This is a genomic window from Amycolatopsis tucumanensis (genome assembly GCF_021654135.1).
GTDB lineage: Bacteria > Actinomycetota > Actinomycetes > Mycobacteriales > Pseudonocardiaceae > Amycolatopsis_E > Amycolatopsis_E tucumanensis.
The window spans coordinates 13,231-39,082 of sequence record NZ_JAKGSD010000041.1 but is presented as its reverse complement, the minus strand read 5'-3'; the positions used below and the strand labels follow the sequence as shown (position 1 = coordinate 39,082).

The following is a 25,852-nucleotide window of genomic DNA, read 5'->3' as shown; positions in this document are numbered from 1 at the left end:
GCCATTCACGGGCTCAGGCAGAGTCGATCACATGCGGTTGCTGGTGCTGGGTGGGACGTCGTTCCTCTCGAAAACCGTTGCGGCGGAAGCGGTCCGGCGCGGTCACGACGTCGTGTGCGCGGCGCGTGGCGTGTCGGGGAGCGTGCCGGACGGCGCGCGGCACGTCCGCGTCGACCGGGACGAGCCGGGCTCGATCGACGTACTGGCGGGTGAGCGGTTCGACGCGGTGGTCGACATCGCGTACACCGGGCTGCGCTGGGTCCGCGACGCGTTGCGCGTCATCACCACCCGGCACTGGACGTACGTCTCCACGATCAACACTTACGCGGACACCGCGACGCTCGGCCAGACCGCGGAATCCCCGCAGCACGAACCGATCGAACACGACCGGATCGACCTGGCCGAGATGACGCCGGAGGTCTACGGCGGCGTGCAGGTCGCCTGCGAGCACGCGGCCCGCGACGCCCTCGGCGACCGGCTGTTCATCGTGCGGCCGGGGCAGATCACCGGCCCGGGTGACTACATGGACCGCTTCGGCTACTGGCCGGCTCGCTTCAGCCGCGGCGGCCGCGTGGCGGTGCCCGACACCCCGAAGCAGCCGTTCCAGCACGTCGACGTCCGCGACCTCGCGGCGTGGATCGTGACGGCAGGCGAGCAGCGCCTCACCGGCGCCTACGACGCGGTCAGCCCGGTCGCTCCGCTGGGCCCGGTGCTGGAGGAGATCGCCGACCTCGTCGCCCCGCCCGGCACCGAACTGGTCCCGGTCGCCGAGGAAACCCTGACCGCGGCGGGCGTCCAGCCGTGGTTCGGCCCGAAGTCGCTGCCGCTGTGGCTGCCGGAGAGCCACCACGGCCTCGCCGCACACGACGCGTCGGCGGCGCACGCGGCCGGGCTGGAGATCCGCCCGCTCGTCGACACCGTGCGCGCGGCCCTCGACGAGGAGCGCGCCCGTGGCCTGGACCGCCCGCGCAAGGCCGGGCTCACCCGCGACGAGGAGGCCGCGCTAATCGGCGATTGACTGGTACACCGAGGTCCAGAAGTCCAGGTACAGGTTGTTGTACTGCGGGAACCCGGCCTTCTGCGTCAGCAGGATCCCGACCAGGTCCTCCTTCGGGTCGGAGAACCACGACGTGCCGAGCCCGCCGTCCCAGCCGAACCGGCCGGGCACCGACGCGATGTCGTCGCGCGCGGTGGTCATCGACAGGCCGAAGCCCCAGCCACGCGTGTCGAAGTAACCGGGGTAGAAGCCGGACACCGCCTTCTCCCCCGGCGTCAGCTGGTCGGTCACCATGGCCTCCACCGTGGGCCGCGCCAGCACCCGCCCGCTGCCGGACCGTCCGAAGTGGAGCATCATCCGGCCGAAGCTCAGCAGGTCGTCCACCGTGGACACCAGGCCGCCGGCGGCGGACGGGAACCGGGGCGGGCGGGACCACTCGCCGTCCGGCGGGTCGTAGACCGTCAGGTCGCCCCCGTACGCGGTGACCAGCCGGTCCGCGTCCGCGGTGAACCGTGTGTCGTCCATCCCCAGCGGGTCCAGCACGGTCTCGCGCAGCACCTCCTCCAGCGAACCGCCCACTCGCGCCAGCAGCACCCCCAGCACGTCCGAACCCGTGTTGTAGAGCCAGCGGCCGCCGGGCGGGCACATCAGCGGCAGCGAGCCGAGGCGCCGCATCCACTCGTCCGGCTCCGGCATCTCCGACGGCCTCGGCGGGCCCATTCCGATGCCCGCTTCGTGCGCCGCCCGCACGATGGGCGGCTCCTCCGGCAGGTACAGCTGGCCGAACCCCATCCGGAACGTCAGCAGGTCCCGCAGCGTGATGGCCCGCTCGGCGGGGACCGTCTCGTCGAGCGGCCCGTCGATCCGGGCGAGCACCCGCCTGTCCGCCAGCTCCGGCAGCAGCTCGTCCAGCGGCTCGCCGAGCCGGAGCCGGCACTGCTCGACGAGCGCCATCGCGGCCGCCGCGGCGATGGGTTTGGTCATCGAGCTGATGCGGAACAGGCTGTCCCGGCTCAACGCGGGCCCGCCGAACGCGACCGAGCCGAGCACGTCCACGTGCACCTCCCCGTGGCGCTCGACGAGCGTGATCACCCCGGGGACCTCGCCGCGTTCGACGTAACCGGCCATCACGTCGTGGAGCCGCCCCAGCCGGGCTTTCGACAAGCCGCCTGTGCTCATCGTCCGATTCAAGCCGAGCAGTGAGCCGCTGTGAAGACTTCGGCGCCGGCCCGCCGCACCGTGCGCAGCACGGCGCCGGCCGAGCCCGCCCCCTCGGGCATCAGGATGATCCGGCCAGCGCCGAGCAGCTCCTCCCGCTCACGCAACTGCCGCGCGCACTCGTCCGGGTCACCGGCGATCACGTTGCGCACGAGCTGCCGGGCCATCGCGTCAGCGCGGTCGGCCGTCATCTCCGGCTGCTCGACCAGCCACCGCGCGCCCGGCGCGCCGCGCAGCAACATCGCCCGCAGCCCGTCGACCAGCGATTCCCGCGCAGCGTCGGTGGTGTCGGCGATCGCGAAGTAGCTCGAATCGACGTTGTCGGCCGGGTCGATCCGGTGCCCGTGCCCGGCCGCCGCCTCGATCTGCGCGTCGACCATCGCACGCTTGTCGGCGAGGCTCACGAACGGTCCGAGGATGATCGGCAACCCGAACCGCCCGGCCAGCCGCGCGGTCGGCACCGAGGCCGCGGACAACGCGAGCGGCGACCGCCCCGGCACGTCCGGCACGACCCGGAAGTCGTCGAACTCGCCGTTGCGCAACGCCTCCGACAACTGCGCGAGCCGCCCCGAGATGTCGCGGTACCCGGCGAGCCCGTCGCCGAAGACCTCCAGATCCGCGCGGGGCTGGCCGCGCCCGACGCCGAGTGTGAACCGCCCGTCGCCGACGTGGTGCAGCAGCGCGGCCTGCTCGGCCAGCGCGACCGGGTGGTGGTTGGGCAGCACCGCGACCGCGGTGCCGACGCCGAGGCCGGTGCGCCCGAGCAGGAACGCCGCCATCGCCACCGCCGACGGGGTGTGCACGGCGCTGGTGAAGTGGTGCTCGGTCGTCCAGATCTCGTCCCACCCGGCGAGCTCGGCTTCCGCGGCGTAGCTGAGCGCCCAGCCGAACACTTCCGTCGAGGAAGCGCCGCTGCCGAAGGAATCCGTGAACAGCATCAGCCCGTGCTTCACCGGACCACCGCCGTCCGCGCGTGGGCCAGCAGTTCGTCGACCGACCACTGGTCGTAGGCGTGCTCGCCGTACTTCCGCGCCACCACGCGGCCACCCTGGTCGATGAGGAAGTCCGCGGGCAGCCCGAGCCGCCCGCCCTCCTGCCGGACCGCGGGCGGCCGGAATCTGCCGAGCAGCGTCAGGGCGGAGCCGCGCAGGATCGCGCCCCACGTCCGCGGGTGCAGCAGGGCGCGGCGGCCGGACTCGACGCCGAACTCGCGGTAGTAGCGCTTGTCCGGGTCGGCGATGACGGCGAACGGGAGGTCGTAGTCGCGCAGTTCGTCGGCGGGCGAGTGAAAGAAGACCACCTCGCGGATGCCTGCGGCTTCGATCTCGTCGTGCCGCTGCACGACCGAGCGGAGGTGGAGGTTGCAGATCGGGCAGCCGGCGAAGCGCCGGAACTGCAGGTGGACCAGGCGTTCCGGGTCGGGAACGCGGACGCGCTCGCCGCCGACCGCGTCCAGTTCGAACTCGCGCATGGTGGATCCCTCCGTAGGCGTGTGGTGTACGCCTACGAACGTATGCGCGTATGATGTACGCTGTCAAACGCCATGCCACGACCCCGCTCGCTGACCACCACGCAGATCGCCACCGCGGCACTGGCCGTCCTCGACCGCGACGGGCTCGACGCGTTGTCGATGCGCACGGTCGCCAAGGAACTCGGCATGGGCACGATGTCGCTCTACCGCTACGTGTCCGACCGCGACGAGCTCGAAGGCCTGGTGGTCGACCTGGTGCTGCAGGCGATCGAGGTGACGGTGCCGCGCGGTTCGGCCGGCGAGCGGTTGAGCGTGCTGGCCGACCGGGTCCGGATCGCGGTTTCACGGCACCCGGCGGTGGTGCCGTTGCTGCTGATGCACCGCCACCGCGTGCCGAGTTCGATCCGCTGGGGCGAGACGATGCTGACCGTCCTGACCGACGCGGGTCTCACCGGCAAGCGGCGGGCGATCGCGTTCCGGACGATCGTGGGTTACGTGTTCGGCGCGCTGCAGGTGGAACACTTCGGGGCGCTGTCGGGCGCGGGCACGGCCGCGCTGGCCGACCTGCCGCCGGAGGAGTTCCCGATCCTGTCCGAAACCGCCGCGCAGGCCCGGTCGATCCCGCCGGAGGAGGAGTTCCGCCAGGGGTTCGACATCCTGCTGCGCGGCCTCGGGCTCTAGTCCGGAACGGGAAGCGCGCCCGGCGGGAGACCGTACACACGGGACACCGGGAGGCGGATCACCACGCGCTGCTCGTCGACCATTCGCTGGTAGAAGCGGTCGAGGTCGGCGTACGGGTCCTCGAACCGCGAGGCGAGCTCGGTCATCTCGCGTCCGGTCGCGTCTCCCGGCTCGGTGCTGACCGGCGACACGTCGACGTCGCCCTCCACGACCGCGTACGCCATTCCGTCCGGCGCCGCGACGTGCAGCACCGCGCGCGGGTCCCGGAGCAGGTTCCGCACCTTCGCGCGGTCCGCGGTCGAGCTGATCCGGATGAGCTTCTCCTCCGGGTACCAGCCGTAGACCACTGTGGACAGTTGCGGCCTGCCGTCGCGGCGGATCGTGGCCAGGGTGCCGAACTGGCGGCCGGCGACGAGGTCGAGGAGTTCTTCGCTCATGAGCCGATCTTGTCCCGGCCGGCGCGGTCGCGGAAGAAGGCACTCCGAAGTGCCCGGGGAACACCGATGTGACAGCTTGACTTATATTCCTCAGCGGTTATATTCCTCGTATGGCATCAACGTTCGAGGTCCTCGCCGAGCCGCGGCGGCGCGAGATCCTCGACCTGCTCCGCACGTCGGAGCGCCCGGTCGGGGACCTCGTGGAGCGCCTGCGCCTCACCCAGCCCGCGGTGTCCAAGCACCTCAAGGTGCTGCGCGAGGCGGGGCTGGTCGAGGTCCGGCAGGACGCGCAACGCCGCTGGTACCGGCTGCGCCCGGAGCCGCTCGCCGAGATCGACGCCTGGCTGGCCCCCTACCGGCGCATGTGGGACGCCAGCCTGGACGCCCTCGAACGCCACCTGGACTCGATGGAGGACCCGAGGTGACCGAATTCCGCACCATCGCAGGGAAACCCGTGCTGCGCTTCGAACGTCGCCTGCGGCACCGGCCCGAGAAGGTCTGGCGAGCCGTCACCGACCCGGCCGAACTGGCGCACTGGTTCCCGGCGCGCGTCGAGACCGAGGCGCGGATCGGCGCGCCGATCCGGTTCGTCTTCCCCGACGAGGCGCCCGTCGACGACGGCGGCACCGGCGAGGTCCTCGAATTCGACCCGCCGAAGGTGTTCGCCTTCACCTGGAACCTCGACGTCCTGCGGTTCGAGCTGCTGCCGGACGGTGACGGCTGCCTGCTGGTCTTCACCCAGACGATCGGCGGCGGCGACATCGGGCGGCTGTCCGCCGGACGGAACGCGATCGGCTGGGACACCTGCCTCGGTGCACTGACCGCACGGCTGGACGGCGCCGACGCGCCCCCGCCGCCGGACTGGCTGACCGCGATGGAGCACTACATCGACCAGTTCGGCCTCGGCGAGGGCTCGGCGCACGAGACGGCCGCCGGGTACGAGCTGCGGTTCGCCCGCGACCTGGTCTGGAAACCGCCTGCGGAGATCTGGCGGCTGCTCACCGAGGACTCCCCGGTCGACCCCGGCGGCCCGCCGCCACTGCGCGCCACCAACGGCTACGTGCCCGCGGGGAAGATCGTCACCGCGTCCGCGCCGCACGTCCTGGAGTACGAGTGGCTGCACGACGGCGCACCCGCGGGCCGCGTCCGGTTCGAAATCGTCGCCGACGCCGAACTCGGCACCCGGATCGAGCTCACGCAGACGGTCCCGTTCGCGCTGAAGCACCTGCGGGCCGAGCTGCTGGCCGCCTGGCACACCCACCTGGAGCTGTTCTTCGCCGCCACCTTCGGCGAGATCCGCTGCCCGTGGCCCGAGGAGCGCACGGCCCTGCTGACCAGGCGCTACGAGGAGAAGGTGCGGTGACCGACCTCGGCGAACTGCGCCGTCAGCCGGAAGGCCGCGCCACGCTCGTCTTCGAGCGCCACCTGAAGCACCTGCCGGAGAAGGTCTGGCGGGCGCTGACCGAGCCCGGCGAGCTGGCCGCCTGGTTGACGTGTGGGAGCAGCTGATGCGCTGACACCGTTCGCTCGCTGTTCACCCGCAGGCCGTCCGCGCCGCCTAGCTTGTCGATCATGACGAAACCGGTGTCCCGGCGTGCGGTGCTCGGCGGTGCCGTCGCGCTCGCCGCCCTCGGTGGCGGGACCGCCAGCGCCTCCCGAGCCCCGCGCGTGCTGATCGCGACCAACGAACCCTGGGGCACCTACCACGTCAAACCCCTGCTGGCCGAGGCCGCGCGGCGCGGCTGGCGGCTGACCCAGCTGGTCCCGGACCTGACCGGCGTCACCCCGGGCGACCCGGTTCCGGTCGCGACCCCGGACACCGCGCCGCGGGCGGACCTGCTCGTCGTCACCGGCGCCGGGGACTGGCCCGCCGACTGCGCGGCCCGCTTCCGGAAGCTGCCGCTCGTCGCCAGTTCGCTCGCCTACCAGCAGCCGGTCCGGGCCGCGCGGGCGAAGGAGCTGCACCCGCGGCTGATCACGTCGTCCTCCCCCGCCGAGGCCCGCGCGTTCGGCGCCTACCTCGGCACGCGCCGCCGCATCAAGGTCGTCGGCTCACCGCAGACCGACGGTCTGCCCGAGCGCAAGCCGGAGCCGGGCCTCGTCCTCGTGCTCACCAGCGTCACCCACCCGGACGGCACCGGTTCCGCGGCGCCCGGCACCGAACTGCTGCTCGCGTCGGCGGAGAAACTCGCGGCGGCAGGCAAGCGGATCCTCGTCGGCCTGCACCCGCGCGAGAACCGCGCCTTGTGGGACCGCTACGAGATCAGCGACGTCCCGTCCGTGCAGGCCTCGGCACGCGCCGAAGCCGCCATCGGCATCCCGGGCACGGTGTTCCCGCTGGTAACCGCCGTCGGCACGCCGGTGGTCGGGGTGACCGACCCGGCCCTGACCGTGCCGGACTACCTGCTCTCGGTGTGCTCGTCGACCGTTTCGGACGCCGCGCAGGCGGTGGCGGCGGTCGACTCGGCGCGGCTGCCGGACGCGAAGACCCTGGCCGACGCGGTCGGGCCGGTGGGCGGATCGGCCCGGCGGCTGCTCGACGCCTGGTCGCGGTTCGCCAGGTGAGGTTCACGCCACACACGCGCCCCTTGCGCAGTAGATAGGCTCCCGTCATGAGCAGCGCGACGGAGCCGATCGGGACGCCTCCGGCGGAGGAGCCGGACATCCACACCACGGCCGGGAAGCTGGCCGACCTGTACCGCCGGAACGACGAGGCGGTGCACGCCGGGTCCGCCCGTGCCGTGGAGCGTCAGCACGCGAAGGGCAAGAAGACCGCCCGCGAGCGGATCGACCTGCTGCTCGATCCCGGCTCGTTCGTCGAGCTCGACGAACTGGCGCGGCACCGGTCGACGAACTTCGGGCAGGAGAAGAACCGCCCGTACGGCGACGGGGTGGTGACCGGGTACGGCACCATCGACGGCCGCCCGGTGTGCGTGTTCAGCCAGGACGTGACCGTGTTCGGCGGTTCGCTCGGCGAGGTCTACGGCGAGAAGATCGTCAAGGTGATGGACCTGGCCATCAAGACCGGCCGACCGATCATCGGCATCAACGAGGGCGGCGGCGCGCGCATCCAGGAGGGCGTGGTCTCGCTCGGCCTGTACGGCGAGATCTTCACCCGCAACGTGAAGGCCTCCGGTGTCGTCCCGCAGATCTCGCTCATCATGGGCGCCAACGCGGGCGGGCACGTCTACTCCCCCGCGCTCACCGACTTCATCGTGATGGTCGACCAGACCTCGCACATGTTCATCACCGGTCCGGACGTCGTGAAGACCGTGACCGGCGAAGAGGTGACGTTCGAGGAGCTGGGCGGCGCCCGGACGCACAACACCAAGTCGGGCAACGCGCACTACCTCGGCACCGACGAGGAGGACGCGATCGCCTACGTCAAGGAGCTGCTGTCCTTCCTGCCGTCGAACAACCTGTCCGAGCCGCCGGTGTTCGACTCGCCGGAGCCGACCGACGGGTCCATCGCCGACGGCGTCACCGAGTCCGACCTCGAGCTGGACACCCTGATCCCGGACTCGCCGAACCAGCCCTACGACATGCACGAGGTCATCACCCGCGTGCTCGACGACGGCGAGTTCCTGGAGGTCCAGGAGCTGTTCGCGCCGAACGTGATCGTCGGGTTCGGCCGGGTCGACGGGCACGCGGTCGGCGTGGTCGCCAACCAGCCGACGCAGTTCGCCGGCTGCCTCGACATCGACGCCTCGGAGAAGGCGGCGCGGTTCGTGCGGACCTGCGACGCGTTCAACGTGCCGGTGCTGACCTTCGTCGACGTGCCAGGCTTCCTGCCGGGCACCGACCAGGAGTGGAACGGCATCATCCGCCGCGGCGCGAAGCTGATCTACGCCTACGCCGAGGCGACGGTCCCGCTGGTCACGGTCATCACGCGCAAGGCCTACGGCGGCGCCTACGACGTCATGGGCTCCAAGCACCTCGGCGCGGACATCAACCTGGCGTGGCCGACCGCGCAGGTCGCGGTGATGGGCGCCCAGGGCGCGGCCAACATCGTGCACCGCAAGACGCTCGCCAAGGCCGCCGAGGAGGGCAAGGACGTCGAGGCGCTGCGGGCCGAGCTGATCCAGGAGTACGAGGACACGCTGCTCAACCCGTACGAAGCGGCCGAGCGCGGTTACGTCGACTCGGTGATCGTGCCGTCGCACACGCGCGGGCACGTGGCGCGGGCGCTGTCCATGCTGCGTGACAAGCGCGAGACGCTGCCGCCCAAGAAGCACGGCAACATCCCGCTGTAAGGGGGAGCGATGAGCGAGTCCGAAGAGACCCCGCCCGCCCGGCCGTTGCTGCGCATCGTGCGCGGCGACCCGAGCGAGGCCGAGCTGGCGGCGCTGACCGCCGTGGTGGCCGCGGCCGCTTCCGCGCCCGGCGACGAGCCGGAGAAGCCGGAGCGGACCTCGTTCTGGGCAGACCGCGCCGCCCTGGTGCGGCAGCCGTTGCCGCAGCCGGGTTCCGGCGCGTGGCGGGCTTCGGCCTGGCCGCGTTGAGTTTCCAGTTCTGCGCCGGTGGCCCAGGCCACCGGCGCAGAACGTTCGGCTAAGCAGCCAATTCCAGCTCGCGGGGGCGCACTCCGGCGTGCTTGTGCAGCGTCAGCAGCCGCACGGTGCCTGCCAGTCCCATCACGAGAGCCACCAGGAACGACAGCCGGTAGGCCAGCGGCCCGGCCACCCCGTGCCGCAGCAGTTCGTCCAGCAGCAGACCGGCCCCCAGCTCGGCGACCACCGCGAAGGTGAACCCGCCCATGTTGGCCACGCCGCTCGCGACCCCGGCCTGGTGCCCGTGGTTGGCCGAGCGCGCCAGGTCGAAGGCGAGCATGCTCACCGCGCCCGCCGCGCCGATCAGGAACAGCACCGGCCCGAGCACGGCCACCGGCAGCGGTCCGGGCACCACGACCAGCACCGCCCAGCACACCAGGCTCACCACCGCTGCCGTCGCGACCATCGGCCCGCGCACGCCGGGCCGCCGGGAAGCCAGCTGCCCGGCGAACGTCCCGGCCAGCACGAACCCGCCCACCACCACGGTCAGCAGCGCACTCGCCGCCGCCGGGGTCCGGCCCTGCGCGTGCACCAGGTACGGCTGGCCGAGCACCGCGGTGAACGTGACGAACGCGCCCATCAACGTGAAGTGCGTCCACATCGCGTGCCGCGTGCCGCGGTTGCGCCACGCGTGGCGAAGGCTGACCCGCAACGGTTCCCGCGGCTCCTCGCGCACGGTCGCCGACGGGCCGTCCCGCAACGCGACGCCGACGGCGACCAGCAGCACCGCCGTGATCACGCCGGCCACCAGGAACGCGGGCGTCCACCCGAACCCGGTGAGCAGTGCGGCCAGCGGCGCGGTCGCGATCAGCTGGCCGAGCCCGCCGATCATCCCGGTGAGCGCCGCGACCAGCGCGTACCGGCGGCCGGGGAACCAGTTGTGCGCGAGCCGCAGCACGTTGACGAACAGGAACGCGTCACCGGCGCCGATCAGCGCCCGGCCCGCCATCGCCGCCGGGTAGGCCGTGGCCAGCGCGAACACGATCGACCCCGCCGCCATCAGCGCCATCCCGAGCGCGAGCAGGCGCCGCGGCCCGAACCGGTCGGCGGCCGCGCCGACGGGCACCTGCAGCAACGCGTAGAGCACGAGCTGCACCACGGAGAACGCGGCCAGCCCGGTCGCGTCGATCGAGAACCGCTCCTGCGCGGTGAGCCCGGCGACCGACAGGCTCATCCGGTGGAACAACGCGGTCAGGTAGCACAGCGCCCCCAGCCCCCACATCAGCCAAGCCCTGCCCGCGGCCACCGGATCACCTCCTGTTGCATCTATCTTGTATCTATCAGCCTCCTGGCTACGATGCGCCCATGTCAACGAGGGACCGCTCACAGGCGGCCGGCGACCGGGCCTACCAGTGGACCAAGGACCGCATCCTGGACGGCCGTCTCGAAGGCGGGAGGCTGATCAGCGAGGGCGAGGTCGCCGAAGCGCTGGAGCTGTCCCGCACCCCGGTCCGCGAGGCGTTCCTGCGGCTGTCCGCCGAGGGCTTGCTGCGGCTGTACCCGAAGCGCGGCGCGCTGGTCGTCCCGGTGTCGCCGAACGAGGTGCACGACATCGCCGAGGCCAGGATCTTCCTGGAGCGTCACGCGGCCACGAAGATCATCGCCGCTGGGACGCACCGCGAGGTCGCCGCGAAGATGCGTGCCGTGCTCGACGAGCAGCGCGCCGTGTCGATGCCCGAGCACACCGCCCGCTTCACCCAGCTCGACCGCGAGTTCCACGCCACGCTCGTCGAGGCCGCGGGCAACGCCCTGTTCGCCGAGTTCTACTCCGGCCTGCGCGACCGCCAGCTGCGCATGGTCAACACCGCGCTGCGCGACAACACGGTGCGCCCGCCGATCATCCTCACCGAGCACGAGCGCATCTGCGACCTGCTCGCCGACGGTGACGCCGAGGGCCTGCAGACCCTGATCGGCAACCACATCGCCGCCGTCCGGGACGAAGCCGCGCACTGACGCCGCTGCGCCGGCCCGCCGACCGACCCCGCCAGCCGACCCGGCGCACCATCCCGCCAAGCGACCCGCCGCACCAGGCGACCCGCCGCGCCACCCCGCCGACGACCCGCCGCACCCCGCCAGCCGACTCGCCGCGCCACCCGCCGACCGACCCGCCGCATCACCCCGCCAGGCGACCCGCCACGCCACCCCGCCAGGCGACCCGCCGCGCCACCGCGCCAGCCGACCCGCCGCGCCACCCGCCGACCGACCCGGCGCACCATCCCGCCAGCCGACCCGCCACGCCACCCCGCCAAGCGACCCGCCGCACCAGGCGACCCGCCGCGCCACGCCACCGCGCCAGTCGACCCGCCGCGCCACCCGCCGACCGACCCGCCACGCCACCCCGCCACTCGCCCCCTCCTTGCCGGCCCAATAGTCAGCGCCGTATAGTCCACGCGGAATAAACGGACTGGAGCGATCATGGCCGCACCCAAACTCACACCCATGGCACTGGCCGTCCTGGAACTGCTGAACGAGCGGCCGATGCACCCGTACGAAATGACCCAGCTGATGCGCGACCGGCACCTGGAGCACCGCGTCGCGGTCAAGACCGGCTCGCTCTACCACACGGTCGACCGCCTGCTGGCCGTCGGGCACATCGAGGTCTTCGAGACCCAGCGCGAGGGCCGACGGCCGGAACGGACCGTCTACGCCCTCACCGAACAGGGCCGCGACGCGTTCATCGACCGCGCCAGGACGATGCTCAGCACGATCGCGACCGAGTACCCCGAGTACGTCAGCGGTCTCGGGGTGATGGACGACCTCGGGCGCGAGGACTCGCTGGAGCAGCTGGAAAAGCGCCTCCTGCAGCTCGAAGCGAAAGCCGCCGCGCAAGAGGTCGTCACCCGCAAGCTGACCGCCGAGGTGCCGCCCATCTACTGGGTGGACTGGCGCTACACCGCCGCGCAGGTGCGGTTCGAACTCGAGTGGACCCGGGAACTGGTCCACGACATCAAGTCCGGGCGCCTGCAGTGGATCGACTACGACACCCAGGACCCCGCACTCTCCCTCGTCCCCACCGAATCCACTGAGGACAGATCCGATGACAGAGCGAGCTAACCCGTGGGCGGCGCTGATCGCGCTGTGCGTCGGGTTCTTCATGATCCTGCTGGACACCACGATCGTGTCCATCGCGGTCCCGTCGATGGTGAAGGGCCTGAACACCGACCTCAACGCCATCGTCTGGGTGATGAGCGTCTACCTGCTCACCTACGCGGTGCCGATGCTGTTCACCAGCAGGCTCGGCGACCGCTTCGGCCCGAAGCGCGTGTACCTGGCCGGGCTCGCGGTGTTCACGCTCGCGTCGCTGTGGTGCGGCCTGTCCGGCACCGCCGAGACGCTGATCGCGGCACGCGCGGTGCAGGGGCTGGGCGCGGCGCTGATGACGCCGCAGACGCTGGCGTTCATCACGCACCTGTTCCCGCCTGCCAAGCGCGGCCCGGCGATGGGCATGTGGGGCGGGGTCGCCGGCCTGGCCACCATCGCCGGGCCGCTGCTCGGCGGTGTGCTGGTCGACCAGCTGGGCTGGGAGTGGATCTTCTTCGTCAACGTGCCGGTGGGCGTGGCCGGCCTGGTGCTCGCGGCGCTGATGGTGCCGGACTGGCAGCCACGCAACTCCCACTCGTTCGACCTGCCCGGCATCCTGCTGTCGGTCGCCGGGCTGTCGCTGCTGGTCTTCGGGCTGCAGAACGGGCAGCACTACAACTGGGGCACGGTCGCCGGCCCGGTCAACGTGGTCGAGGTGATCGCCGCCGGAGTGCTGCTGCTCGCCGGGTTCGTGGTGTGGCAGCGCTACAACCGCCGCGAGCCGCTGCTGCCGCTGCGGGTGTTCGCCAACCGCAACTTCTCCGCGGGCACACTGACCTCGGTCACGATCGGCTTCACCATGACCGCGATGTTCCTGCCGCTGGTGATCTACGTGCAGGACGTGCTGCTGCTGTCCCCCACCGAGGCCGGGCTGGTCACCGCGCCGATGTCGCTGCTGTCCGGGATCATCGCGCCGTTCATCGGCCGCTTGTCGGACCGGACGAACCCGAAGTACCTGGTGATCTTCGGGATCGTCGCGCTCGCCGCCGGGCTCGGGCTCATCGCGTTGATGGCGCGGGAGACGAGCACCTGGTGGGTCACCTTCCCCGGCCTGCTGCTGTGCGGAGTGGGCACCGGTTCGGTGTTCGCGCCGATGAGCAACGTGACGATGAGCTCGGTCGAGCCGCGGCTGGCCGGCACCGCGTCGGGCATCTTCAACACGGCCCGCCAGGTCGGCGGCGTGCTCGGCAGCGCGGCGTGCGGGGTGCTGCTGCAGGCCCGGATCAGCGCGGGCATGGCGAGCAGCGGCGGGAACCAGGCACAGGCGCTGACGGACGCGGCGCGCGAGACGATGCTGCTCCCGGTGGCCGTGCTGCTGCTGGGAATCATCGCGGCGGCCGCCATGCGCCGCCCGGCGCCGCGGCCCGCGCCCGCCCCAGCCGCCGCGCGTGCCTGACGGATACCCTCCCGACGTGCACTTCGTTCTCGCCTCACAGTCCCCCGCGCGCCTGGCGGTTCTGCGCGCCGCGGGCATCGAACCGAGTGTCGTGGTCTCCGGCGTCGACGAGGACGCCGTGGCCGCGGCCCTGACCGACCCGTCCCGCGAGGAGCTCGTCACCGCCCTCGCGCTCGCCAAGGCCGAGGCCGTGCTGGCCGAGGTCGCCCGCACGCACGCGGACGCGGTGGTCGTCGGCTGCGACTCGATGCTCTCGTTCAACGGCGAGATGCTCGGCAAGCCGGGCGACGCGGAGACCGCGCGCAAGCGGTGGGCGCAGATGGCAGGCGGCAGCGGCGACCTGCTCACCGGCCACGCGGTGCTGCTGGTCAAGGGCGGCGAGAAGGCCGGCCAGGCCGTCGGTACCCAGACCACGCGAGTGCGGTTCTCGTCGCCGACCGAGGCCGAGATCGACGCCTACGTCGGCACCGGCGAACCACTGCGGGTCGCGGGCGCGTTCACGCTCGACGGGCTCGGCGGGTGGTTCGTCGAGGGCATCGACGGCGACCCGTCCAGCGTGATCGGGATCAGCCTGCCGCTGACCCGGCGGCTGCTCGCGGAGATCGGGATCAGCGTGACCGACCTCTGGTCTCCCACATCCTGAGAACTGCCCCACACGAAGGGGTCATGGGGAAGAGTCCGGTGACGCCGCGTGTTGACCACACGCGGCACAACCAGTGACTTTCACGCCCCGGAGCGAACCCGTGTCCCTGTTACGGACCTACACCAAACCCAAGGTCTTCGGCCTGATCGTGGTCGTCGCCCTCGTCGTGGGCGCCCTGCTGGGCATCCTCGCGAAGCAGACCGGCCAGGACTGGCTCGTCACGACCCTCGACACGATCGGGTCGATCTTCACGAACCTGCTGCAGGTCACCGTCCTGCCGCTGGTCTTCACCGCCATCGTGCTCGGCATCGTGAGCCTGCGCGGCCTCGGCGGCGCGCGCACCGCGGCCCGGCTCGGGGGCAAGACCGTGCTGTGGTTCGCGACGACCTCGCTGATCGCGGTGCTCATCGGCATCGTCATCGGCAAGATCGTGAACCCGGGCAGCGGCGTCTCGCTGCAGCCCCAGCCCTCGACCGTGGAGAAGCTCGCCTCGCGCGACCAGGGATCGTGGCTGGACCTGATCAACAACCTGGTGCCGAGCAACCTGTTCGAGGCCTTCGCCGACGGCGAGATCCTGCAGGTCGTGCTCGTGTCGCTGGCCGTCGGCCTCGCCGCGTACGCGCTGGGCGACCGCGCCGAGCCGTTCGTGAACTTCAACCGCGCGGTGTTCGACATCGTGCAGAAGGTGCTGGGCTGGATCATCCGGCTCGCGCCGCTGGGTGTGCTCGGCCTGATCGGCAACGCGTTCGCCACCTACGGCGACCAGTTCGTGCGGCCGCTGCTGTCGCTGATCGTCGCCGTCTACGCGGGCACGCTGCTGGTGCTGTTCGGCGTGTACCCGCTGCTGCTGCGCTTCGTCGGCAAGGTGAGCCCGGCGGTGTTCTTCCGCAAGGCGTGGACGGCGCTGCAGTTCGCGTTCGTGTCCCGCTCGTCCGGCGCGACGCTGCCGCTGAGCCGCCAGACGGCGGTGAACCTCGGCGTCGACCCGGGCTACGCGAGCTTCGCGGTCCCGCTCGGCACGACGACCAAAATGGACGGTTGCGCCGCGGTTTACCCCGCGGTGGCCACGATCTTCATCGCGAACCTGTTCGGCATCTCGCTGTCCTTCGGCGACTACCTGCTGATCGTCGTGGTCGCGGTGTTCGGCGCGATCGCCACGGCCGGGGTGACCGGCTGGTTCACGATGCTCACGCTGACGCTGAGCACGCTGAACCTGCCGCCCGAGGTGATCGCCACCGGGATCGCCGTGATCTACGGCATCGACCCGATCCTGGACATGATGCGCACCGCGACGAACGTGGCGGGCCAGATCGCGATCCCGACGTGGATCGCGCGCACGGAGGGCCTCCTCGACGACGAGGTCCTGAACTCCCCCACCGCGGCGCCGCTGCTCGACGCGCCGCAGCCCGCGCGGGCCTAGCTGCAGGCGCGCAGGTCGCCCGGGTTGAGCTGCACCTCGGGCCAGCCACGCAACTGGCTGACCGAGGTGTAGCGCCGGGTGCAGCCCAGCGCACTGCCGTCGAGCGCGAACACCCGCGCCAGCACCGGCGACGTCTGCACGACCACCACCTCCGGCGCGGTGTCGCCGGCGACGTCGTCCAGCCGCACGACCCCGCCGCTGGAGTAGTAGGGCTTGTCGACCGAGCGCCAGGTCCCGGCGCGGTCGACGAGCAGCTGGGCGATCGCAGCCCCCTCCTGCCGGGCGTGCACCAGGCAGGCCGACACCGTGCCGCTCACGCAGGACAACGAGTTCGCGTCCAGGCGCCCGCCCAGCGCCGTCACCGTCACCTCGATCGTGTTCGCGCCCGCCTGAAATCGCCCGTTGCCGCCTTGGGAATCGGCGAGCAGCTCGACCGGTTTGCCGTCCACGGTCGCCCGCGCCACCACCTGGCAGGGCCCCTCGCCGCAGTCCGCGCCCGCCGTCACCGCGTTGGTCCCGCCGCCGTCGGCCGGCACCTGCGCGCTCGTCCCGTCCTCGCGCAGCAACCGCACGGTGACCAGCGCAGACAACGCCACGACGGCCGCCACGACCGCGGTCACGACAACCGAACGAGGCGCGCGTCCCCTGCCCACGTGCCCACCCCTTTCCCCTTCAGGGTAAGCGTGAGCCGGGTCTCACCGCAGCACGACTACTCCGCCGTAAACTCCGGGAAAGGCCCGCGGAAGCGCCGCGCGACGCTCCGGGGGGATTGCGTGAAGGACCAGATGGAGGTAAGGGCGTGCCCGAGCAGGCCAGCGCGACCCAGGGCGGACCGGTGACGAAGATCCTCGTCGCCAACCGGGGTGAAATCGCGGTCCGCGTCATCAGAGCGGCCAAGGACGCCGGGCTCGCGAGTGTCGCGGTGTACGCCGAGCCCGACCGGGACGCGCCGCACGTCCAGCTCGCCGACGAGGCGTTCGCCCTCGGCGGCACCACGGCCGCGGAGAGCTACCTCGTCATCGACAAGCTCATCGACGTGGCCAAGCGCTCCGGCGCCGACTCCGTCCACCCCGGCTACGGCTTCCTCTCCGAGAACGCCGACTTCGCGCAGGCGGTCATCGACGCGGGCCTGACCTGGATCGGGCCGAGCCCGCAGGCGATCCGCGACCTCGGCGACAAGGTCACCGCGCGGCACATCGCGCTCAAGGCCGGTGCCCCGCTGGTCCCGGGCACCAAGGACCCTGTGTCGAACGCGGACGAGATCATCGCCTTCGCCGACGAGCACGGCCTGCCCGTCGCGATCAAGGCGGCCTTCGGTGGTGGCGGCCGCGGCCTGAAGGTCGCCCGCACCAAGGAGGAGATCCCCGAGCTGTTCGAGTCGGCCACCCGCGAGGCGGTCGCCGCGTTCGGCCGGGGCGAGTGCTTCGTCGAGCGCTACCTGGACAAGCCTCGCCACGTCGAGGCGCAGGTCCTGGCCGACCTGCACGGCAACGTCGTGGTCGTCGGCACCCGTGACTGCTCGCTGCAGCGCCGCCACCAGAAGCTGGTCGAGGAGGCGCCCGCGCCGTTCCTGACCGACGAGCAGCGCCGCACCATCCACGAGTCGGCCAAGGCGATCTGCAAGGAGGCCGGCTACTCCGGCGCCGGCACGGTCGAGTACCTGGTGGGCCTGGACGGGACGATCTCGTTCCTGGAGGTCAACACCCGCCTGCAGGTCGAGCACCCGGTGTCCGAGGAGACCGCGGGCGTCGACCTGGTGCGCGAGATGTTCCGCATCGCCCAGGGCGAGAAGCTGCGGTTCACCGAGGACCCCGAGCCGCGCGGCCACTCCATCGAGTTCCGCATCAACGGTGAGGACGCCGGGCGCAACTTCCTGCCCGCGCCGGGCACCGTCACCAAGCTGGTCTTCCCGGAGGGCCCCGGCGTCCGCGTCGACTCCGGCGTGGTCACCGGCAGCGTCATCGGCGGCCAGTTCGACTCGATGCTGGCCAAGGTCATCGTCACCGGCACCGACCGGCAGAACGCGCTGGAGCGCAGCCGCCGCGCGCTGGACGAGATGGTCGTCGAGGGCATGGCGACGGTCCTGCCGTTCCACCGCGTCATCGTGCGCGACCCGGCGTTCGTCGGCGATGAGGACGGCTTCTCCGTGCACACCCGCTGGATCGAGACGGAGTTCGACAACCAGATCGAGCCGTTCACCGCGGCCGCGGAGGCCGACGAGGACGCCGAGCCACGTCAGACGGTGGTCGTCGAGGTCGGCGGTCGTCGGCTGGAGGTGTCGCTGCCCGGCGACCTCGCGCTGGCGAGCGGCGGCGGCAAGGGCGGCGGTGGCGCGAAGGCCAAGCCGCGCAAGCGGGGCGGTGGCACGAAGGCCGCGGCGAGCGGCGACACCGTGGCCGCGCCGATGCAGGGCACCATCGTCAAGGTCGCGGTCGAGGACGGCCAGCAGGTCGAGGCCGGCGAGCTGCTCGTGGTGCTCGAGGCGATGAAGATGGAGAACCCGGTCACCGCGCACAAGTCGGGCACCGTGACCGGACTTTCCGTCGAGGTCGGCGCCGCTGTCACGCAAGGCGCTTCCCTGCTCGAAATCAAGGACTAACCTGACGGTGTGACCGAGGTTCCCTCGCCCGATCTGCGCATCGGCGACAACGACCGGGAGTCCGCGCTGAAGGCTCTCGGCGAGCACCTGAGCGCCGGGCGCCTGGACCTCGACGAGTACGGCGACCGTTCGGCGAAGGTCACCGCCGCCCGCACGCGGCGGGACCTCGCCGAGCTGTTCGCCGACCTCCCCGAGCCGCACCCGGTGTTCGAGCAGCCGGCGAAGGCGGTCGAGAAGAAGCCGGACCGGCCGCCGCGGCAGTGGTCGGACCGCCCGTTGCCGCAGCGCGTGGCGGCCGCCGCGGTGCCGTTCCTGTGGGTGGCGGCGATCGTGCTGGCCTTCGCCACCTCAACCTGGTGGTGGGTCGCCATGCCGTTCGTGTTCACCGCGGCCGCGAGTAATTTCTGGGGTTCGGACTGGGAGAAGCACCGGCACGGCGCCCACGGCAGGCGGGACCGGCGCCGGTGAGCGACGAACCGGACCTGCGGCTGTCCGACGCCGAGCGCACGGAGGCCATGGACGCCTTGTCCGAGCACGTCCGCACCGGCAGGCTGGACATCGACGAGTTCGGGCGGCGCTCGGCGCAGGTCGCGGCGGCCCGGACCCGGTCGGACCTCGCGCCGTTGTTCGCCGACCTGCCCGCGCCTCGGCCGCGGGTGCTCGACCGGCCCGCGCCCGCCCGGCCGCCCGCGCGGAAGGTCGGACTCGGGCTGCTCCCGCTGCTGGTGATCGCCGCGGTGGCGGTGTTCGTGCTGACCCGCGGCATGTGGGTGGTGCTGCTGGTGCCGGTGGTGATGGCGGTCGTGCTGGGCTGGCGGCGCTGATGGATCCGGTGGAGATCAACGCCGGCCGGTACTACCTGCGGCAGCTGCGATCCGACGACCAGCTGGACGACCGCCCGGCGCTGACGGCGGCCGGGGTGACCGCGCCGAGCCAGTACGTGGCGCGGCGGGCGCGTGAGTGGGCGCGGGACGAGAGCTACGCGTGGGTGATCGCGGAGCCGCGGACCGGTGCGATGCTGGGCGAGGTCGTGCTCGGCACCGACGGGACCATCGAGGTCTGGACCTCTCCGGACGACGAGGTGGCCGAGCGGGACGCCGTCGCCGCGGTCGCCCGGTTCGCGGCGGGCGCGCTCGGGCTGGCGGTCCGGCGTCCGTAGCCGGATGTGGCCCAGTCCTCTTGTGCTCGCTGACACAATTCCTCGCGCGCCGTCGCGGGTTGTGGTGATCTGGATTCAGATTCCGATTCAGCGCTGAACGGGGGGAACGTGGGCGAGTCCAGCGTCTTTCTGACCCGCATCCTCGACGTGCTGTTAGATGGCGGCGACCAGATCGCTTTCGCCCATCGTGGCCGGTCGATGACGTATCGGGAGACCTTCGACACATTACGGCGGCTGCATGCGACTTTGAAATCCGAGGGGATCGTCCCCGGGCAACTGGTCGCAATTACCGGAGGAAACGCGCCGGAAACAATTCTCCTGCAGTTCGCCTCCCAGTTGCTCGGTGCTCGGGTGGTGCACATCGACGAGGGCCGTTCCGATTTGCTGGAGCTGCTCGAGGTCGACCACGTGCTGACCACGGATCCGGAAGGCCCGCTGGTGACTTCGCGGGTCGCGCGCGCCCCGCGGCGGGACGAGGAGACCGCGTTGCCGCGCTCGATCGAGACGATGTTCTCCGGCGACGGCACGAACCTGGTCTGCTACCGGGACGTGTACGAGGAGATGGCCCGCACGACGCAACCGAACGCCGAGGGCCCGCAGCGGGTGCTGTTGATAGCGCCCCTGTCGCACCCGATCGGCAACCGGCTGACGTGCAAGGCCCTGCTCGCCGGCGACACGGTGGTCCTGCACGAGCGCACCACAGGCACCGGAAGCTTCGCGGCGGCCAACCTCGCCGGCGAAGCCTGACAGACCTCGCTCACGGCCGCAGTGCGCCGCGCCTGCTGCACGCGGCGGGTCAGCCCCGCTCGCGGCAGGTCGCGGCCCCGCTCGAGGCCGCGCCACGCGAGCTACCACCGCTCCCGGCGCACTCGCGGCCTGCCGTTAAGGGGCCGGCAAGCCCCGATCGCAGCGAGACCGCGCGCCGCAGCCGCCAGCGCGCCCACCCGAGCTGACCGCACGCACACGCCGCGCCAGCGGCGCGCCCACGAACTCCCACCAGCAGGCCCCGGCTCCCGTCGCGGCACGGCCGCAAACCACAGCGCTCGCCCACCAATCCTGGGCCGCGCTCGTCAGCGCGGCGGCGCCGCCGGCCCAGCCGCACCGAGCTCGGCCGGTCGCGAACCACAGCCCACCCACCAACCCTCGGGCCGCGCTCGTCAGCGCGGCTGCGCCGCCGGCCCAGCCGCACCGAGCTCGGCCGGTCGCAGCACGGCCGCGAACCACCCTCGGGCCGCGCCCGTCAGCCCCGCCACACCGTCAGCCCGGCACGCCGAGCTCGGCGGCAGCCGTCCCGCCGGGTGGCCCCTCAGCCCGGAAACCTCACCCCACCGGGGCGGTCAACCGGGCCCTGGCCTCCGGCGCGCTGGACCGCCGCTCGTCGGCTGCCTCGTCGCTCGGCTGCGTCTGCGAGTCCCGCTCCGCGGCGACCCTCGCGGTGTACACCTCGACCTCGCGCCGGACCGCCTCCTCGGACCAGCCCAGCACGTCCGCGACCATCCGCGCCACCGCCTCGGCGCAATCCACACCGCGGTGCGGGTACTCGATCGAGATGCGGGTGCGCCGGGCGAGGATGTCCTCCAGGTGCAGCGCGCCCTCGTGACTGGCCGCGTACACCGCCTCGACCCCGAGGTAGTCCGGGGCGTGCTCGATCGGCCGCAGCAGCTCCGGCTTGCCGTCGCCGAGCGCCAGCACCTCGTGCACCAGCGAGCCGTACCGGTCGAGCAGGTGCCGGACCCGGTACGGGTGCAGGCCGTGCTGCGCGGCGAGGTGGTCGGCCTGGTTGACCAGCGCGTGGTAGCCGTCGGCGCCGAGCAGCGGCACCTTGTCGGTGATGGACGGCTGCAACCGGCCGGGCAGGTCGGGCGCGGCGGCGTCGACCGCGTCGGCGGCCATCACCCGGTACGTCGTGTACTTGCCGCCCGCGATCGCGACCAGCCCGGGCGCCACGCGCGCCACCGCGTGCTCGCGGGACAGCTTCGACGTCTCCTCGCTCTCCCCGGCCAGCAGCGGCCGCAGTCCGGCGTAGACACCCTCGATGTCGTCGTGCGTCAGCGGCGTCGCGAGCACCGAGTTGACGTGCTCGAGGATGTAGTCGATGTCGTTCTTCGTGGCCGCGGGGTGCGCCAGGTCGAGGTTCCAGTCGGTGTCCGTCGTGCCGACGATCCAGTGGTTCCGCCAAGGGATCACGAACAACACGGACTTCTCGGTGCGCAGGATCAGCCCGGACTCCGACACGATCCGGTCCCGCGGCACCACGATGTGCACGCCCTTGCTCGCACGCACCCGGAACCGGCCGCGGCTGCCGGACAGGCGCTGCAGCTCGTCGGTCCAGACCCCGGTGCAGTTGATGACCGCGTTCGCGTGGACCTCCGTCTCGCGCCCGTCCTCCACGTCCCGCACGCGCACACCGGACACCCGGTCGGCCTCCCGCAGGAACCCGACGACCTGGGTGCTGGTCCGGACCACCGCGCCGTAGTGCGCGGCGGTGCGGGCGACGGTCATGGTGTGGCGGGCGTCGTCGGCCTGCGAGTCGTAGTACCGGATTCCCCCGATCAGGGCATCGCGTTTGAGTGCGGGGACCAGCCGAAGTGCGCCCGCACGGGTGAGGTGCTTCTGCCCCGGCACCGACCGCGCGCCGCCCATCGTGTCGTACAGGAACAGGCCGGCCGCGGTGTAGGGACGTTCCCAGACGCGGTGCTGCAGCGGGTACAGGAAGCTGACCGGCTTCACCAGGTGCGGCGCGATGCGGGTGAGCATCAGCTCGCGCTCGCGCAGCGCCTCGCGGACGAGACCGAACTCGAGCTGTTCGAGGTACCGCAGGCCACCGTGGAAGAGCTTGCTCGACCGGCTCGACGTGCCGGACGCCAGGTCACGGGCCTCGACCAGGGCGACCCGCAGGCCGCGCGTGGCCGCGTCGAGCGCGGTGCCCGCGCCGACCACCCCGCCGCCGATCACCACGAGGTCGAACGTCTCCGCACCGAGCCGCCGCCAGGTCTCCTCCCTCGCCTCCGGCCCCAGCTTCGCCTCAGTCACTCCGGTTCCTTCCCTCGTGAACGTCCGCTGCACCCACCCAGCATGACACGTTTCCGCACGTCCTCACCGCGCAAGCGCTTGTCGTCCGGTCGGCGGGCGAGCACCATGTGACGTTCGGGACAACGTCGTCTCGCGCATTGGGAGGTGTGTCATGACCGACCGGACAGCCCGTCCCTGGACGAGGATGCGGCAGACCACGGCGGGTGAACTACTGGCCGAGTTCCTCGGCACCGCGATCCTCATCATCCTCGGTTGCGGATCCGTGGCCGTGGCCGTGGTCGGCCTGCCGGGCTCGGGCCGCCAAACCGTCGACTTCGGGCCCGCCAACTGGTTGATCATCGCGTGGGGCTGGGGCCTCGCGGTGGTCTTCGCCGTCTACGTGGCGGGCGGGGTCAGCGGGGCCCACATCAATCCGGCGGTGACCCTGGCCTGGGCCATCCGCCGCAAGTTCCCCTGGGCGAAGGTCCTGCCCTACTGGGCGGCCCAGGTGGTCGGCGCGTTCGCCGGCGCGGCCGTGGTCCTGGCGGTGTACCACAACGCGATCGACGCGTTCCTCGCGTCGCAGAACCCCCCGACGGGCCGGGACGGTTCGGTGGGCACGTTCTCGATCTTCGCGACGTTCCCCGCGGAGTACTTCGGCAACGGTGTGTGGGGGCCGCTGGTCGACCAGATCGTCGGAACGGCGATCCTCGTCGCCATCATCGCGGCGATCATCGACGCCCGCAACCAACCCCCGTCGGCCAACCTCGCCCCGTTCGTGGTCGGCCTGGTCGTGGTCGCGATCGGCCTCACCTACGGGACGAACGCCGGGTACGCGATCAACCCGGCCCGCGACCTCGGGCCACGGCTGCTGGCGTTCTTCGCCGGGTGGGGTGATGCGGCCTTCCCGGGCAACGGGGAGTGGTTCAGCTCGTACTGGTGGATTCCGATAGTGGGACCGCTCGTCGGCGGTGTGGTCGGTGTTCTGGTCTACGACTTCTTCATCGGCAGCGTGCTGGCTGTCCGTCCGGCGCCGGGTGCTGAACCGACGCCGCCGCCCGGCCGGGTTCCCGGCTCCGCCGACGGCGACGCGGGTGACGGCGCCCGGTCCGAGGGGGACGTTCTGCCCGAGACGGACCAGACCCGGTCCGGGCGGCAGGTGCAGCGATCCGAGTAGCCCACAGGCAGGCAAATCAACGGGAGGAGTCCCATGGCCTCATATGTCGCCGCCATCGACCAGGGCACCACATCGACGCGGGCGATGATCTTCGATCACTCCGGCCGGGTGGTCGCCGTCGAACAGAGGGAGCACGAGCAGATCTTCCCGCAGGCCGGGTGGGTCGAGCACAACGCGGAGGAGATCTGGGAGAACACGCGTGCGGTCACCGCGGGCGCGCTCGCCAAGGCCGACCTGCAGGCCGGGGACATCGCCGCGGTGGGCATCACGAACCAGCGCGAGACGGCGCTGGTGTGGGACCGGAAGACGGGCAAGCCGGTCTACAACGCGATCGTCTGGCAGGACACCCGCACCGACCGGATCGTCGACCAGCTCGGCGAGCTCGGCGGTGGCCAGGAGCGGTACCGGCCGAAGACGGGTTTGCCGCTGGCGACCTACTTCTCCGGGCCGAAGGTCAAGTGGATCCTGGACAACGTGGAGGGCGCGCGGGAACGCGCCGAGGCCGGCGATCTGGTGTTCGGCAACATGGACACCTGGACCGTGTGGAACATGACGGGCGGCCCGGACGGCGGGGTGCACGTGACGGACCCGACGAACGCCTCGCGCACCCTGCTGATGGACCTGGACACGCTGAGCTGGGACGAGGAAATCGCGGCGGACATGGGGATTCCCATGTCGATGCTGCCGGAGATCCGGTCGTCGTCCGAGGAGTACGGCAAGGTGCGCCCGCGTGGCGTGCTGTCGGGTGTGCCGATCGCCGGCATCCTCGGTGACCAGCAGGCCGCGACGTTCGGGCAGGCGTGCCTGTCCCCCGGCGAGGCCAAGAACACCTACGGCACCGGCAACTTCGTGCTGCTGAACACCGGCACGGAGAAGGTGATGTCGGAGAACGGCCTCCTCACGACGGTCTGTTACAAGATCGGGTCGAACGACACGGTGTACGCGCTGGAGGGTTCCATCGCGGTGACCGGTTCGCTGGTGCAGTGGCTGCGGGACAACCTCGGGATCATCCGCAATGCGGCCGAGATCGAGGAGCTGGCGCGCACGGTGGAGGACAACGGCGGGGCGTACTTCGTGCCGGCGTTCTCGGGCCTGTTCGCGCCGTACTGGCGGTCGGACGCGCGTGGCGTGATCGCCGGGTTGACGCGGTATGTGAACAAGGGGCACATCGCGCGGGCGGTCCTGGAGGCGACGGCGTTCCAGACGCGCGAGGTGATCGAGGCGATGAACGCGGACTCGGGCGTGCCGCTGAAGTCGCTGAAGGTCGACGGCGGGATGGTCGTGAACGAGCTGTTGATGCAGTTCCAGGCCGACATCCTGGACGTCCCGGTGATCCGCCCGGTGGTGGCGGAGACGACGGCCCTCGGCGCCGCGTACGCCGCCGGCTTGGCGGTCGGTTTCTGGGCGAGCGAGGACGACATCCGCAACAACTGGGCCCAGGACAAGGAGTGGAACCCGTCGATGGACGCCCAGCACCGCGAGGCGCAGTACCACAACTGGAAGAAGGCGGTGACGAAGACCTTCGACTGGGTGGAGTGACGGCGGCGGCGCGCGTTTCCTTGCCACGGCAGGGTTTTCGGCGGGAGGCGCGCGCCGCACTCCGGTGCGATCGGCTCGCGACGGGTGCGCTCGGCTCGCGACGGGTGCGGTCGGCTCGCGACCGGTGCGCTCGGCTCGCGAGGGGTGCGGCCGGCTCGTTCCAGTGCGCTCGGCTCGCACCGCAGTCCGGTGCGCTCGGCTCGCTCCGGTGCGCTCGGATCGCGCCCTGCGGTGAGCGATGGCAGGGCGGGGCGGCGCTGGGCCGCCGCGGGCCGCGACCGGGCGCGGCGGGAAGCTGACGCAGGGCACGCGCTCAGCGCGCAACAACCTCGCGCGCCCAGCATGGCGCTGCGATCCGGCACGACGCAACCTCACGCAGCCCAAGCTCAGCACTGCGACTCGGCCCGCAACAACCTCCCGCGACCAACACGGCGCTGCGATCCGACGCGAAGCAACCGTGCCTCAGCCCGAG

The 25,852-nt window shown here is 71.7% G+C and carries 27 protein-coding genes; 20 read left to right on the top strand and 7 right to left on the bottom strand.

All coding sequences use genetic code 11. From position 1 onward, the window contains the following. The first annotated feature begins 31 nt into the window (after positions 1 to 31). Entirely contained in the window at positions 32 to 1,018 is a 987-nt protein-coding gene (locus L2C96_RS31295) for an NAD-dependent epimerase/dehydratase family protein (protein WP_237338766.1), read from the top strand. On the opposite strand, the gene L2C96_RS31290 is transcribed toward L2C96_RS31295, so the two are convergent. From L2C96_RS31290 to L2C96_RS31280, 3 genes are read right to left on the bottom strand one after another with little or no spacing between them, the layout of a single operon-like run. After that, positions 1,004 to 2,176, bottom strand: coding sequence for a serine hydrolase domain-containing protein (locus L2C96_RS31290; protein ID WP_237338765.1), 1,173 nt, complete (start codon positions 2,174 to 2,176; stop codon positions 1,004 to 1,006). The two genes, L2C96_RS31295 and L2C96_RS31290, sit on opposite strands and share 15 nt — an antisense overlap. An 8-nt stretch (positions 2,177 to 2,184) precedes the next feature. Beyond that, positions 2,185 to 3,168 (bottom strand): LLM class flavin-dependent oxidoreductase, encoded by a 984-nt coding sequence (locus L2C96_RS31285; protein ID WP_237338764.1) that lies wholly within the window; start codon positions 3,166 to 3,168, stop codon positions 2,185 to 2,187. Then, positions 3,165 to 3,686, bottom strand: coding sequence for a peroxiredoxin-like family protein (locus L2C96_RS31280; RefSeq protein WP_020423043.1), 522 nt, complete (start codon positions 3,684 to 3,686; stop codon positions 3,165 to 3,167). The genes L2C96_RS31285 and L2C96_RS31280 overlap by 4 nt, the downstream gene beginning before the upstream one ends. Positions 3,687 to 3,758: 72 nt before the next feature. Between L2C96_RS31280 and L2C96_RS31275 the strand changes: the two genes are divergently transcribed. Next, positions 3,759 to 4,367 (top strand): TetR/AcrR family transcriptional regulator, encoded by a 609-nt coding sequence (locus L2C96_RS31275; RefSeq protein ID WP_237338763.1) that lies wholly within the window; start codon positions 3,759 to 3,761, stop codon positions 4,365 to 4,367. Here L2C96_RS31275 and L2C96_RS31270 read toward each other — a convergent pair. Further along, positions 4,364 to 4,804 (bottom strand): PPOX class F420-dependent oxidoreductase, encoded by a 441-nt coding sequence (locus L2C96_RS31270; protein ID WP_237338762.1) that lies wholly within the window; start codon positions 4,802 to 4,804, stop codon positions 4,364 to 4,366. The two genes, L2C96_RS31275 and L2C96_RS31270, sit on opposite strands and share 4 nt — an antisense overlap. A 110-nt stretch (positions 4,805 to 4,914) precedes the next feature. Here L2C96_RS31270 and L2C96_RS31265 point away from each other — a divergent pair, with 110 nt between their 5' ends. The 6 genes from L2C96_RS31265 to L2C96_RS31240 all read left to right on the top strand — a co-directional run bounded on the left by L2C96_RS31265 (position 4,915) and on the right by L2C96_RS31240 (position 9,306). Beyond that, positions 4,915 to 5,229 carry an ArsR/SmtB family transcription factor gene (locus L2C96_RS31265; RefSeq protein ID WP_020423046.1) on the top strand — a complete coding sequence of 105 codons (315 nt, stop codon included), beginning with the start codon at positions 4,915 to 4,917 and terminating at the stop codon, positions 5,227 to 5,229. After that, positions 5,226 to 6,167 carry an SRPBCC family protein gene (locus tag L2C96_RS31260; RefSeq protein ID WP_237338761.1) on the top strand — a complete coding sequence of 314 codons (942 nt, stop codon included), beginning with the start codon at positions 5,226 to 5,228 and terminating at the stop codon, positions 6,165 to 6,167. Before L2C96_RS31265 ends, L2C96_RS31260 begins: the two co-directional genes overlap by 4 nt. Then, positions 6,164 to 6,313, top strand: a complete 150-nt coding sequence (locus L2C96_RS31255; RefSeq protein ID WP_237338760.1) for an SRPBCC family protein — start codon at positions 6,164 to 6,166, stop codon at positions 6,311 to 6,313. Before L2C96_RS31260 ends, L2C96_RS31255 begins: the two co-directional genes overlap by 4 nt. A 63-nt stretch (positions 6,314 to 6,376) precedes the next feature. After that, positions 6,377 to 7,369, top strand: a complete 993-nt coding sequence (locus L2C96_RS31250) for a hypothetical protein (protein WP_237338759.1) — start codon at positions 6,377 to 6,379, stop codon at positions 7,367 to 7,369. Between the two features lie 47 nt (positions 7,370 to 7,416). Beyond that, positions 7,417 to 9,057: an acyl-CoA carboxylase subunit beta gene (locus L2C96_RS31245; protein WP_017986835.1), complete on the top strand. Its 1,641-nt coding sequence runs from the start codon at positions 7,417 to 7,419 to the stop codon at positions 9,055 to 9,057. A 9-nt stretch (positions 9,058 to 9,066) separates the two neighbouring features. Next, positions 9,067 to 9,306, top strand: a complete 240-nt coding sequence (locus L2C96_RS31240; protein ID WP_237338758.1) for an acyl-CoA carboxylase epsilon subunit — start codon at positions 9,067 to 9,069, stop codon at positions 9,304 to 9,306. A gap of 49 nt (positions 9,307 to 9,355) precedes the next feature. Here the strand turns inward: L2C96_RS31240 and L2C96_RS31235 are convergent, their stop codons facing one another. Continuing rightward, positions 9,356 to 10,600 (bottom strand): MFS transporter, encoded by a 1,245-nt coding sequence (locus tag L2C96_RS31235; protein ID WP_237338757.1) that lies wholly within the window; start codon positions 10,598 to 10,600, stop codon positions 9,356 to 9,358. Positions 10,601 to 10,659: 59 nt separating this feature from the next. On the opposite strand from L2C96_RS31235, the gene L2C96_RS31230 reads away from it, so the two are divergent. From L2C96_RS31230 to L2C96_RS31210, 5 genes are all read left to right on the top strand, one after another. Further along, positions 10,660 to 11,307 (top strand): GntR family transcriptional regulator, encoded by a 648-nt coding sequence (locus tag L2C96_RS31230; RefSeq protein ID WP_237338756.1) that lies wholly within the window; start codon positions 10,660 to 10,662, stop codon positions 11,305 to 11,307. A 486-nt stretch (positions 11,308 to 11,793) separates the two neighbouring features. Continuing rightward, the gene (locus L2C96_RS31225; protein WP_237338755.1) at positions 11,794 to 12,408 is read left to right on the top strand and encodes a PadR family transcriptional regulator; all 615 of its coding nucleotides are present in this window, start codon (positions 11,794 to 11,796) and stop codon (positions 12,406 to 12,408) included. After that, the gene (locus L2C96_RS31220) at positions 12,392 to 13,831 is read left to right on the top strand and encodes an MFS transporter (protein WP_237338754.1); all 1,440 of its coding nucleotides are present in this window, start codon (positions 12,392 to 12,394) and stop codon (positions 13,829 to 13,831) included. The genes L2C96_RS31225 and L2C96_RS31220 overlap by 17 nt, the downstream gene beginning before the upstream one ends. A 16-nt stretch (positions 13,832 to 13,847) precedes the next feature. Further along, entirely contained in the window at positions 13,848 to 14,474 is a 627-nt protein-coding gene (locus L2C96_RS31215) for a Maf family protein (protein WP_237338753.1), read from the top strand. A gap of 100 nt (positions 14,475 to 14,574) precedes the next feature. Then, positions 14,575 to 15,894 carry a dicarboxylate/amino acid:cation symporter gene (locus L2C96_RS31210; protein WP_020423458.1) on the top strand — a complete coding sequence of 440 codons (1,320 nt, stop codon included), beginning with the start codon at positions 14,575 to 14,577 and terminating at the stop codon, positions 15,892 to 15,894. On the opposite strand, the gene L2C96_RS31205 is transcribed toward L2C96_RS31210, so the two are convergent. Further along, a complete protein-coding gene (locus L2C96_RS31205; protein ID WP_237338752.1) occupies positions 15,891 to 16,514 on the bottom strand; it encodes a hypothetical protein in 624 nt (207 codons plus the stop codon). The genes L2C96_RS31210 and L2C96_RS31205 overlap by 4 nt on opposite strands. A 179-nt stretch (positions 16,515 to 16,693) precedes the next feature. Between L2C96_RS31205 and L2C96_RS31200 the strand changes: the two genes are divergently transcribed. From L2C96_RS31200 to L2C96_RS31180, 5 genes are all read left to right on the top strand, one after another. Continuing rightward, positions 16,694 to 18,493: an acetyl/propionyl/methylcrotonyl-CoA carboxylase subunit alpha gene (locus L2C96_RS31200; protein WP_237338751.1), complete on the top strand. Its 1,800-nt coding sequence runs from the start codon at positions 16,694 to 16,696 to the stop codon at positions 18,491 to 18,493. Positions 18,494 to 18,502: 9 nt separating this feature from the next. Continuing rightward, positions 18,503 to 18,961, top strand: a complete 459-nt coding sequence (locus L2C96_RS31195) for a DUF1707 SHOCT-like domain-containing protein (RefSeq protein ID WP_020423461.1) — start codon at positions 18,503 to 18,505, stop codon at positions 18,959 to 18,961. Continuing rightward, on the top strand, positions 18,958 to 19,317 hold the full coding sequence (locus L2C96_RS31190; protein ID WP_020423462.1) for a DUF1707 SHOCT-like domain-containing protein: 360 nt from the start codon (positions 18,958 to 18,960) through the stop codon (positions 19,315 to 19,317). Before L2C96_RS31195 ends, L2C96_RS31190 begins: the two co-directional genes overlap by 4 nt. Further along, positions 19,317 to 19,652, top strand: a complete 336-nt coding sequence (locus tag L2C96_RS31185; protein WP_020423463.1) for a hypothetical protein — start codon at positions 19,317 to 19,319, stop codon at positions 19,650 to 19,652. Before L2C96_RS31190 ends, L2C96_RS31185 begins: the two co-directional genes overlap by 1 nt. 108 nt (positions 19,653 to 19,760) lie before the next feature. Beyond that, complete coding sequence (locus L2C96_RS31180) at positions 19,761 to 20,399, top strand: AMP-binding protein (RefSeq protein WP_193354416.1); 639 nt, start codon at positions 19,761 to 19,763, stop codon at positions 20,397 to 20,399. A gap of 573 nt (positions 20,400 to 20,972) precedes the next feature. Here the strand turns inward: L2C96_RS31180 and L2C96_RS31175 are convergent. Then, positions 20,973 to 22,685 (bottom strand): glycerol-3-phosphate dehydrogenase/oxidase, encoded by a 1,713-nt coding sequence (locus L2C96_RS31175; RefSeq protein WP_237338750.1) that lies wholly within the window; start codon positions 22,683 to 22,685, stop codon positions 20,973 to 20,975. Positions 22,686 to 22,836: 151 nt separating this feature from the next. On the opposite strand from L2C96_RS31175, the gene L2C96_RS31170 reads away from it, so the two are divergent. Next, positions 22,837 to 23,841 carry an MIP/aquaporin family protein gene (locus tag L2C96_RS31170; protein WP_235716323.1) on the top strand — a complete coding sequence of 335 codons (1,005 nt, stop codon included), beginning with the start codon at positions 22,837 to 22,839 and terminating at the stop codon, positions 23,839 to 23,841. A gap of 33 nt (positions 23,842 to 23,874) precedes the next feature. Next, positions 23,875 to 25,380, top strand: a complete 1,506-nt coding sequence (gene glpK / locus L2C96_RS31165) for a glycerol kinase GlpK (protein WP_237338749.1) — start codon at positions 23,875 to 23,877, stop codon at positions 25,378 to 25,380. Positions 25,381 to 25,852: the final 472 nt, after the last annotated feature.

What these genes read in the sequence shown, in the direction of transcription:
- L2C96_RS31170 (WP_235716323.1), top strand. Translation starts at nt 22,837, where the DNA reads ATGACCGACCGGACAGCCCGTCCCTGGACGAGGATGCGGCAGACCACG.
- L2C96_RS31295 (WP_237338766.1), top strand. Translation starts at nt 32, where the DNA reads ATGCGGTTGCTGGTGCTGGGTGGGACGTCGTTCCTCTCGAAAACCGTT.
- L2C96_RS31250 (WP_237338759.1), top strand. Translation starts at nt 6,377, where the DNA reads ATGACGAAACCGGTGTCCCGGCGTGCGGTGCTCGGCGGTGCCGTCGCG.
- L2C96_RS31290 (WP_237338765.1), bottom strand. Translation starts at nt 2,176, where the DNA reads ATGAGCACAGGCGGCTTGTCGAAAGCCCGGCTGGGGCGGCTCCACGAC.
- L2C96_RS31280 (WP_020423043.1), bottom strand. Translation starts at nt 3,686, where the DNA reads ATGCGCGAGTTCGAACTGGACGCGGTCGGCGGCGAGCGCGTCCGCGTT.
- glpK (WP_237338749.1), top strand. Translation starts at nt 23,875, where the DNA reads ATGGCCTCATATGTCGCCGCCATCGACCAGGGCACCACATCGACGCGG.
- L2C96_RS31240 (WP_237338758.1), top strand. Translation starts at nt 9,067, where the DNA reads ATGAGCGAGTCCGAAGAGACCCCGCCCGCCCGGCCGTTGCTGCGCATC.
- L2C96_RS31275 (WP_237338763.1), top strand. Translation starts at nt 3,759, where the DNA reads ATGCCACGACCCCGCTCGCTGACCACCACGCAGATCGCCACCGCGGCA.
- L2C96_RS31185 (WP_020423463.1), top strand. Translation starts at nt 19,317, where the DNA reads ATGGATCCGGTGGAGATCAACGCCGGCCGGTACTACCTGCGGCAGCTG.
- L2C96_RS31225 (WP_237338755.1), top strand. Translation starts at nt 11,794, where the DNA reads ATGGCACTGGCCGTCCTGGAACTGCTGAACGAGCGGCCGATGCACCCG.
- L2C96_RS31245 (WP_017986835.1), top strand. Translation starts at nt 7,417, where the DNA reads ATGAGCAGCGCGACGGAGCCGATCGGGACGCCTCCGGCGGAGGAGCCG.
- L2C96_RS31220 (WP_237338754.1), top strand. Translation starts at nt 12,392, where the DNA reads ATGACAGAGCGAGCTAACCCGTGGGCGGCGCTGATCGCGCTGTGCGTC.
- L2C96_RS31265 (WP_020423046.1), top strand. Translation starts at nt 4,915, where the DNA reads ATGGCATCAACGTTCGAGGTCCTCGCCGAGCCGCGGCGGCGCGAGATC.
- L2C96_RS31270 (WP_237338762.1), bottom strand. Translation starts at nt 4,804, where the DNA reads ATGAGCGAAGAACTCCTCGACCTCGTCGCCGGCCGCCAGTTCGGCACC.
- L2C96_RS31230 (WP_237338756.1), top strand. Translation starts at nt 10,660, where the DNA reads ATGTCAACGAGGGACCGCTCACAGGCGGCCGGCGACCGGGCCTACCAG.